Source organism: Paracraurococcus lichenis, assembly GCF_030657435.1.
GTDB classification, from domain to species: Bacteria; Pseudomonadota; Alphaproteobacteria; order Acetobacterales; family Acetobacteraceae; genus Paracraurococcus; species Paracraurococcus lichenis.
Genome location: NZ_JAUTWS010000149.1, coordinates 1 through 7,414 on the forward strand (window position 1 = coordinate 1; position 7,414 = coordinate 7,414).

Sequence of the window (7,414 nt, forward strand, 5' to 3'; positions counted from 1 at the left end):
ACAGGCAGGACCACACACGGGCGCCACTTGTCTTTGGATGGGCAGCGCAGCTGTCGGAATGCTGGCGGGACTGACGGATCGGCGGGCTCTGTGGCGCAGGGTTCTCCGATCTGCGGCGGCTAGCCAGTCGACCTGCATGGCCAAGCGAACCTCGATGAGGGCGTTGGGGGTGACTGTTGGTCAGGGGACCGGTTCCAACCCGGCTGATAGTCGATGCACGTAGCGGCATTGCCACACGAAGGGCTGCCAAAACTCGCAATGACGCGGCGCCGTAGATCGCGTCTGGATTGTTGGGCGTCGGATCCATTCAGTGTGTCATGGCCACGGGCCGAGGCTAGCGACGGTTCCGATCTCGCTCGTCCCGGAGCCCACCACTGCCACCCGCATCGTCCTCCTCGGTGAGCCAGACGCCGACACCCATGCCCCCCTCCGCATCGAACACGATTCCAGCAGCCTGCACGGCGGCCCGAACAGCCGCGACCTCTTGCGGAGCGCGCTGGGCCCGCGTGCGCGTGCGCTGGCGGCGCCGGAGCTCCGCTCCATGCTGCCTCGCCTCCTGCATCAGGCGGTCGGAAGACCAGCCGAGCATGGCCACACCGACATCGCACAGGATCGAGAGCTTGATCATGTCAGAGTCCGGCGGTGGCTGACGCAGACTCACCCAGGCGGTCCGGTCGTCGCCTGACAGAGTGACCCCCGCGTCCTGCACCACAGCAAGGATGCGCGCAACGCTTGAGGCGGGGGCGCTCTGCTCGGCTCTCTCGATCTGTCTCAGCATGGAGGTGCTGATGCCAGCCATCACGGCCAGCCGCTCCGTGCTCCAGCCCAGCAACTGGCGCGCGCCGCGGCACCAAGCAGCCGCCACTCGGCGGTCCAGCACTGCGGGTTGCGTGGGTGTCTCGGTTTCACGCGAGTGTCTGCATTGCGTCATTGAGTTGTGCATCGCTGGACCAGGTCGCTGAAGGCGATCGCTTTCAGCGGCACATCGCCGAGCTGCTGGGAGGCGTGCTTTCAAAGCCGTACGAGCAGACCGAAGATCCGCGGAAGGAGGGCGTCGAAGCGTAGCCGCCCCTGGGTTGCGAGCAGGCAGAAGCAATCTGTTGGCCCTTCGGCCGCCGGCATGTGCCTAGTCTCCTCGTCGACCTCCAGCACGTCCCCGGCGCGGTAGTGCCCGGCCACGTCGCGGAATGCGCCCTCCAGCACCAGGGTTAGCTCCGTCCCGTGGTGACCGTGCTGCGGCAGAGCGGTGCCCGGCCTCACGCGTAATAAACGCAGCACCTCGCCACCCGTGCCGTCCAGCACCACGCAGTGCCGGACGCCCGGCGCCAGCCAACGGAGGCGCTGCGCCGCGAGTACCTCCCGCGTCAGGGGCGGCGCGGCGGGGACCGGCGGGCCCATCCTTCCGGCCGCGTCTGCGGCGTCGATCCGCCGCATTGCCCGTGCAAGCGCCTCCGGCCCGAGTGGCTCGGCGGGAAGACACGCCAACAGAGCTCCGCCAATCGCCTCCGCCTCGCGCATGGCGGCGCGGCAGGTCGCGCAAAGTTCGAGATGCAGTCGCACCACTGTCGCTGCCGCCGGCGACAGCCGGCCCGCCGCATGCGCCACCAATGTCGGATCGCTTGGATGATGGCAGATCTCATACATCGTGCGTCGCCTTATCCGGGCCGCGCATGACACCACGTAGACGTTGCAGCGCCATCCGCAGCCGCCCCTTCACAGTACCGAGCGGCATGCCGAGCTCCGCGGCGATCGCGGCATGCGACTTTTCCGCGAAATAGGCCAATCTGAGAAGACGGAGCTGCTCCTCCGGCAGTTCCTGCAGAGCGCGGCGCAGGCTTTCCTGTTCCGCCGCACGTTCGAAGGCGGCAGAAGAGCATGGTGCCTCCGGCACTTCCGGCCATTGCTCGAGTGTAGCGTGCAGCGCGGTGGCGGCCCGCATCTGCCGCAGTCGGTCGATGCAGAGATTGCGGGCGATGGCGAAGATCCAGGTCTCGGCCGCGGCGCGCGCCGGGTCGAACTGAGCCGCCTTCCGCCAGACAGCCAGCATCGCGTCCTGCGCCAGTTCCTCGGAAGCAGCATCGCCGAGCGCGCTGGCACGGCGAAAATAGGCTTTCAGCCGCGGCGCGAAATGCGCGAAGAGCGTGGCGAAAGCGGCGCGATCGCCGGCCCGTGCGATGGCGAGGATGCAGCCCGACCAGTCCTCCGGCGCCGCGGCGGGCTGCGCGCCGGAGCATGCCAAGCCGGATCGGCTCAAACCGAGTAACCTTCCCTGCGGGACAATCCCAGCCTGCGTCCCGCGCCCGGCTGAATCTGCATGCGGTCGCCTTTGCCCCTGCCAAGCGCTGTTCGGAGCGCAGATGCGGTCGATCTGCCACGGCGCAATGCCTCCGGCCCTGGGGCCGCCGACGGCCGGCTCTGCTCCGCTCAGGCGATCGTGCCGTTCAGGCGGTTCGGGAAGAAACCGAAACCAGCGGCGCTGCCGCCGAGATACACGATGTTCAGCACCTGCTGCGGCGTGCGAGTGAAGGCGAGGCCGTTGGCATCGGTCGGTACCACGTTCACGTGCTTGTCGAGCAGCACTCCTTGGTCGTCCGCTCGGCCGGAAGCGCTGGCGCGGAGCGCCGAGATCAGGCCCGCCGGCGCAACGAGGTCCTGGTTGATAAGACGGGTACGGATCTCGCCCGCGTGGTAGGCTTCGACCGCGAGGATACCTGCTGCCGCCGTCAGGATGCCCTTGTCCTGGATGAACGCCGCAGCGCCGGAGTAGGCGGTGACACCTACATCCTCGAAGAGGAAGGCGCCGAGCAGGAAGCTCTGCTCGTCGGTGAATGGGTCAAAGCTTTCGCCCGGTCCGATCACGCCGGCCGCCTGCGCCGCGGCAGTGAAGCTGTTCGCCAGGTCGATCGACGGCTCCGCCACCGCCGCCTCACCCAGTGCCTGCCGCAGGAAGAGTACGTGATTCATTTCATCCTGCGCGATCTCCTCGGCAAACTCGCGCGCGCGCTTATGGCGGAAGGGCACCTGACTGCCACCCGTCACGGTACCTTGAGTCCCGGTGCCGCCGGTCGCCGATGCGGGCAGCCCCTGACCCGTGACGGCGCGCAGGTAGAACTCGGCTTCCAGATACTCGAGGTTCAGCGCGAAGTTCAGGATGTCCGCGTCGGTCAGCGCCGCCTGCGCAGCGGCCGGCGCGGGTCGTGCCGCCTGCACCGCCAAGGTGCCGAGTGCGGCTGCGCCCAGCCCGGCTCGCCCGAGGAAGCCGCGTCGGCCAGCCTGAGCCCCGGCATTGCCCTCATCGTGTGACATGTCTGGCATCCTTCCGATACGCGCTGAGGCGACGGCGCCGGAGGGACGGACGCTCGCCTTCGCGCGACGGCCTTGGAGCCGCGTATGGAGTACGGAGCTTCCGGCCGGGTGGATGTGCCGGGCCGGGGACCGACGCATCACCACGACGTCATCGCCCGGCATTCCGGCTACGACGCCGCGCGTCGCACCAGCCTGCAAATGCGCAAGCCTCCGGGGGCTGCTACCGCTCTTCCCGGCAGCGTGGCTCAGGATCGGCAGCTTTAGGTTACACGAGCTCACGAGGAGCGCCGACCTGTGAGGGCCGGATGTCGATGTCCAATGTGCAGGAGGCGGTCAGCCTCGCCTTGATGGTGTGGACGCCCCCCGACGGCATCGATGTGCTAAGGTGGAGGTGTTGAGCAACCACCAGAGGAGGCGTCCGTGGGAGAGGCTAGCACGATCGAGCTCGACGTTGCGTAGAACCTCTTTCAAGCGCATAGCGCCGATGCGGCTAGGCATGTCGTATTCCGCAAGCGCTTGGCGCGGGCCAAGGTGCTCGAGTTCTGCGCCCGACAAGCGCCATGTGTCGTGGCGCTGGAGGCCTGTGGCGGCGCGCACCACTGGGCACGAGAGATCAGCAAGCTGGGCCATACGATGCGGCTGATCCCGCCAGCATACGTCAAGCCCTTCGTTAAACGGCAGAAGAACGACGCGGCCGATGCCGGGGCGATCTGCGAAGCGGCGCAGCGGCCGGGCATGCGCTTTGTGCCGGTGAAGACCGAGGCGCAGCAGGCGAACGCCCTCGTATTCCGGACCCGCGACCTGCTGGTGCGGCAGCGGACGCAGTGCATCTACGCGCTCTGCGGGCACCTGACCGAGTATGGCCATGTCGTGCCGAAGGGGACCGGTCACGTTTACAAGCTGGTTGCTCTGGTCAAGGACGTTGGTGTCGGCAACTCCGAAGCGAACACCGCGACGAGACAACATATCGGTCGCTGAGGGCTTATGGCCGACATTGCCTTCGCCGATCAGGCGCTCGCAGATCATGCCGTCACCTGGACCGGCCCGATCCAGATTGACAAAGCGGTGCAGTGCGGGGCTCACTCGCCGGCGCCATCGTCCGGGTCCGGCTGGAAAGGTGCCGCCATGGAACGACTGCGCCCCTGCGCCAGCCGCGGGCCATGACCCCGGATGCCGTCCCGCTCGCCGTCGAGCAGCTCCGCTACGTACGGCTCGGTACGCGCGACCTCGATGCCGCGGCAACCTTCGCGACCGAGGTCCTCGGTCTCGAGGCTGCCGACCGTACTGAGGCCCGCGCCGCCTTCCGCTCTGACAATCGGGCCGAGACGCTGGTCTTTCTCCGCGCCGAGGTGCCGCACGCGGCGGTTGGGCTCGAAGTGCGCGACGATGCCGCGCTGGCCCGCGCAGTCGATGCCCTGCGCCGGGCGGGGGTCGCGGTGACGCCCGGCACACCCGAGGAGGCGGCCGAGCGGCGGGTTCGCGCCCTCGCCCGCTTCTGTGACCCGGTGGGCCATGCCTTCGAGCTGGTGGTCCGCCCGCTGCACTGCGGCGCGCGGTTCTTCCCTGCCCGCGATGCGGGTGTCACCGGCCTCGCCGCAGTCGCGCTTCGCTGCCCGGCGCCGGCCGAGGCCATTGCGTTCTGGACCACCCTCAGCCAGGCGCGGCTCGTCGACTGGATTGGCGATGGCGGCTACCTCGCCTTCGACGCGGAACGGCACCACCGCCTGGCGCTGCACGAAACGGCCTCCGGGGCGGGCCTGCTGGCCGTCGAGTTCGCGGTGGACGGCGTCGACCAGCTGATGCGCTCGGCCTACCTCTTACGTGCGCAGCAGGTGCGCATCGCCGCCGGCCCGGGGCGCCGGCCGGCCTCGGGGGAGATGTTCCTCACTCTGCAAGGACCGGACGGTGTGCTGTTCAGCTTCCTCGCCGAAGGCGGGCTGCGGCCCGACCCGGCCACGCCGCCGCGGCAATTTCCTCGCCTGCCCTCCTCCTACTGCGCCTGGGGCAGCGGCAGCGAGGTGCCCGAATTTTGCGGCCGGCCCGGAGACGCGCCATGATTGCCCTGTACGATGTCTGCTATGTCCGGCTCGGCACCCGAGACCTCGACACCGCCGCGCGTTTTGCCACCGAGGTGCTGGGCCTGGAGGTCGCCGAGCGCGGCCGCCAGTCGCTGCATCTGCGCTCCGACGCGCGCGCCCACACCCTGTTCTACGGCGAGGGTGATCCGGCCGCGCAGGCGGTTGGCTTCGAGGTACGCCGGCAGGAGGAGCTGGACGCGGCCGGCACCGTGCTGGAGGCGCTGGGCCATGCCGTCCGCCGCGGAACGGGGGCGGAATGCGCGGAGCGGCGAGTGCGGGACTTCCTCGCCTTCCGCGATCCCAGCGGCAACGCCATCGAGCTCGCCTGGCGGCCGGAGCAGGGACCCGGGCATTACCGCGGTTCCCGAGATGCCGGCATCACCGCGTTCTCTCATGTCGGCCTGTGCAGCACCGATCCGGCGCGCGACGAGCACTTCTGGACCGAAGTGTGCAACGCCCGCGTGTCCGACCGTATCGGCAACGCCCCGCTCCTGCGTATCGGTCAGGTGCACCACGCCATCGCGCTGTTCCCCTCGCCGCGGCCGGGTATCCAGCACGTGAACCATCAGGTGGAGAGCGGCGACGATGTCATGCGCTCCTTCTACCTGTTGCGGGAGCGCGGCATTCCCGTGGTCTTCGGCCCCGGGCGGCACCCCAGCTCGTCCGCCCGCTTCCTCTACTTCGAGGGACCGGACGGCATGGTCTTCGAATACTCCTGCGGCGTGCGCCTGATCGCGGACGAGCTGCTCTACCGTGAGCGGCAGTTTCCTTTCGCCAATTCCGGCTTCTGCCAATGGGGTGCGGCGCCGCGCATCCGGGAGTTCCAGTAGCGACCCGCGAAGGGAAGGAGGCGGCCATGCGGCTGACGCGGCGGGTGGCATTGGCGGGCACCACGATGGCACTTGCCGTGGCCGGGCAGGCGGACGCACAGGCGCCCGCGGGTCGGCCGGTGGTGATCATCGTGCCCTTCACCGCCGGCCCGGCACCGGACATCGTCGCCCGCATCGTCGCGGAGGGGATGCAGCGCCGGCTTGGCCAGCCCGTCGTCGTCGAGAACCGACCCGGCGCCAGTGGCAATATCGGCGCCGATGCCGTGGCGCGGGCGGCGCCGGACGGGCAGACGCTGCTGCTGCACACCACGACGCTGGTGATGAATGCCGCGCTCTACCGAACCCTGCCTTACGACCCGCTCGGTTCATTCACGCCGGTGCTCGGCCTGGTGGATGTGGAGTACGCGCTGGTGCTGCACCCGGATGCCGGCGGAACCAGCGTGGCGGAGCTGCTGTCGCGCGCACGGGCGCGGCCCGGGGCGCTGAACTTCGGCTCGCCCGGCATCGGCACGCCGCTCCACCTGACGATGGAGCTGTTCATGCGGGCCGCGGGGGTACGGCTGACACATGTGCCTTATCGCGGCTTCGGGCCGGCGATCGCCGGCCTGCTGGCAGGCGAGGTCGCCGGCATCTTCATGCCCGTGGACACGGCGGCGGAGCTGACGCGGGATGGCCGCGTGCGCACCGTAGCGGTTGCCGCCGAGGCGCGGCTGCCGCTGCTTCCCGGCGTGCCGACCGTGGCGGAGGCGGGCGTGCCGGGCGTGACCATGCGCGACTGGATCGCCCTGCTCGCGCCCGCGCGCACCCCGGCGCCGGTCGTCGCGCGCCACACGGCGGTGGCGGCGGAGGTGCTGCGCATGCCGGAGGTGGCCCGCACGCTCTCCGGCCGCGGCTACAACCTGCTGGCAACGCCGCCGGAGGAGTTCCGGGCGCGCATGGTGGCGGATAAGGAGCGTTGGGCACGTGTGGTGCTGGAAGCCGGTATCAGCGCGGAATAGCTGCCGGCACGGGGACCGTCGCACGAGTGAGGGCCGTAACATTCTCGAGCGGGGGGAGTTTCAGCCCAGAAAGCCTACCCGGTTGTACATCCATGGCTGTTCTGCAACTAATACCAACCCGAGAAAAGGATGACCATCGGCGGGAGCCTACCGGCCTGTGTCCAACACGGTTGGGATGGGTCAGCCTCAAATCCGGTTGGTA

General features: G+C 69.2%; 7 protein-coding genes and 1 pseudogene. 4 read left to right on the plus strand and 4 right to left on the minus strand.

The window, feature by feature from the left end; genetic code table 11:
- Window positions 1-334 precede the first annotated feature (334 nt).
- The 4 genes from Q7A36_RS37215 to Q7A36_RS37230 all read right to left on the minus strand — a co-directional run bounded on the left by Q7A36_RS37215 (window position 335) and on the right by Q7A36_RS37230 (window position 3,306).
- Window positions 335-943, minus strand: coding sequence for a helix-turn-helix domain-containing protein (locus Q7A36_RS37215; RefSeq protein WP_370655776.1), 609 nt, complete (start codon window positions 941-943; stop codon window positions 335-337).
- A gap of 68 nt (window positions 944-1,011) precedes the next feature.
- Window positions 1,012-1,644 (minus strand): ChrR family anti-sigma-E factor, encoded by a 633-nt coding sequence (locus tag Q7A36_RS37220; RefSeq protein ID WP_305108849.1) that lies wholly within the window; start codon window positions 1,642-1,644, stop codon window positions 1,012-1,014.
- Window positions 1,637-2,239 carry a sigma-70 family RNA polymerase sigma factor gene (locus tag Q7A36_RS37225; RefSeq protein ID WP_305108850.1) on the minus strand — a complete coding sequence of 201 codons (603 nt, stop codon included), beginning with the start codon at window positions 2,237-2,239 and terminating at the stop codon, window positions 1,637-1,639. Before Q7A36_RS37225 ends, Q7A36_RS37220 begins: the two co-directional genes overlap by 8 nt.
- Before the next feature lie 185 nt (window positions 2,240-2,424).
- Entirely contained in the window at window positions 2,425-3,306 is an 882-nt protein-coding gene (locus Q7A36_RS37230; RefSeq protein WP_305108851.1) for a ferritin-like domain-containing protein, read from the minus strand.
- A gap of 420 nt (window positions 3,307-3,726) precedes the next feature.
- On the opposite strand from Q7A36_RS37230, the pseudogene Q7A36_RS37235 reads away from it, so the two are divergent.
- From Q7A36_RS37235 to Q7A36_RS37250, 4 genes and pseudogenes are all read left to right on the plus strand, one after another.
- Window positions 3,727-4,227 (plus strand): annotated as a pseudogene (locus Q7A36_RS37235) (IS110 family RNA-guided transposase); the annotation flags it as partial.
- Window positions 4,228-4,466: 239 nt separating this feature from the next.
- The gene (locus tag Q7A36_RS37240; protein ID WP_305108852.1) at window positions 4,467-5,363 is read left to right on the plus strand and encodes a VOC family protein; all 897 of its coding nucleotides are present in this window, start codon (window positions 4,467-4,469) and stop codon (window positions 5,361-5,363) included.
- On the plus strand, window positions 5,360-6,214 hold the full coding sequence (locus tag Q7A36_RS37245) for a VOC family protein (RefSeq protein WP_305108853.1): 855 nt from the start codon (window positions 5,360-5,362) through the stop codon (window positions 6,212-6,214). Before Q7A36_RS37240 ends, Q7A36_RS37245 begins: the two co-directional genes overlap by 4 nt.
- 26 nt (window positions 6,215-6,240) lie before the next feature.
- On the plus strand, window positions 6,241-7,212 hold the full coding sequence (locus Q7A36_RS37250) for a Bug family tripartite tricarboxylate transporter substrate binding protein (RefSeq protein WP_305108854.1): 972 nt from the start codon (window positions 6,241-6,243) through the stop codon (window positions 7,210-7,212).
- Window positions 7,213-7,414: the final 202 nt, after the last annotated feature.